1 protein-coding gene is annotated in these 1500 nt (G+C 54.7%); it reads right to left on the reverse strand.

Annotation, left to right across the window (positions count from 1 at the left end; all coding sequences use genetic code 11):
* Window positions 1-291: 291 nt before the first annotated feature.
* The gene (locus GGD46_RS33595; protein WP_184711479.1) at window positions 292-1407 is read right to left on the reverse strand and encodes an IS110 family transposase; all 1116 of its coding nucleotides are present in this window, start codon (window positions 1405-1407) and stop codon (window positions 292-294) included.
* Between the last annotated feature and the right edge of the window lie 93 nt (window positions 1408-1500).

The raw sequence follows: 1500 nt of genomic DNA on the forward strand, positions 1-1500 counted from the left end.
AAACACTCTTATGACCATTGTCGAGGGTTGGGACGCACTTTAAAGAGCCACCCGCTGTGCGGGCCGCTTTTAAGATTTTGTCACGGTCGAGATGGGTCAGAGCGCCGGGTCTACTCGACGGTTGCTCAAACTCTTGTCCTGGGGCTGGTTACCCAATGGTGACGATGCGTCGGAAGGCTGCCTCGATCTGGCTGCGGACGTAGGACGAACCCGTCCAAGTGTTTTCTTCGAGGATTCCTTCTCCGCTCCCGACGCCCTGACCATTCCCGATCGTTGATTGTAAATGACGCTTTAAGCCGTGGGTGACGCTATTCCGTCTTCAGATCTACGAGCTACGTCCCAAAGAAATCCAACGAGCTCGCGAGCAATGGCGGTGATGGCCACAGTACTCTTTTTGCCTGACCCAACCAGCTTGCGATAACGAGCGTTCAGCCGCACTTGAGCTTTCCATGCAATATCATTGATGGCCTGCGGAACGTCGGGGCGGCGCTTGTGTATCCAGTCGCCCACCTTGGCTTGACCGCGGTAACTCCAGGCTGCTTCGAATAGCAAGGCGCGTAGGGCGCAATTACCTGTCTTGGTTATTCCTCTCGGTCGGATAGATCCACCGCTTGAATGTTCACCTGGCACCAAGCCTAGGTACGCCATGAGCTTACGCGGATTGTCGAAACGTGAGAATGCTCCGACCTCGGCAACCAACGTGGCTGCAACGACCAAGCCCACACCCTTGAAAGCTTGCAGATTTAACACCGTTCGTCCCAGGGACCACGTTTGGGAAACGAGCGCAATCTGCTCCTCGAGTTCCTTTTTTCGAGCTTCGGCCTGTTCGAGCCGATTTAGGTAGCTCTGAAAAGCGATTTGCTGCGCGTGATGATGGAACTGTCGATTGCGTAGCCACGCTCGATGCCTGCATGTCCAAGATTTGGCTGGATATCGTAAGTCATGCTTCAGCAAAAACAGTTGTATCAATGTGCGTGCCTTCCGCGCATCGTGAGAAGCGACGGAACGAGCCCGCACCAGATCCCGCATCGCCTCATGCACTGCGTCTGGTACCCACACAAAGGTTAGCTCGCCAGCACGCAACAAGCGTGCGAGCATCATAGCATCGCGAGTATCATTCTTCTGCCGATTGCCTGGCCGCACAGGAGTGTGGCTCGGTGCGACAACCCTGCAATCAAACCCAAGAGCCTCGATCTGTCGAAAGACGTTGTATCCGCACGGACCAGCCTCATAGACAAACTCAATCCGCCGATTTCCAAGCTTCTTCACCAGCTTGGAAATCGCTTCCGGCTCGTTCGGAATCGTGCCGAAGAGGCGAACCTCACCCGACCTTCCCGCATCGGCAATTGCGATAGAAATAGACGCCTTATGGACGTCCAGTCCAATATATGCATCGTAATCAGTCATGATGAATGCATCCTCTCCCGGCCGAAATGGCCGTCGACCAATGCGGCGCTGTCAGCATAACTTCGCAAGGAGAAATGGTCATAGCATCTGGCT

Source organism: Martinezella lusitana, assembly GCF_014207095.1.
In the GTDB taxonomy this organism is placed as follows: domain Bacteria; phylum Pseudomonadota; class Alphaproteobacteria; order Rhizobiales; family Rhizobiaceae; genus Rhizobium; species Rhizobium lusitanum_B.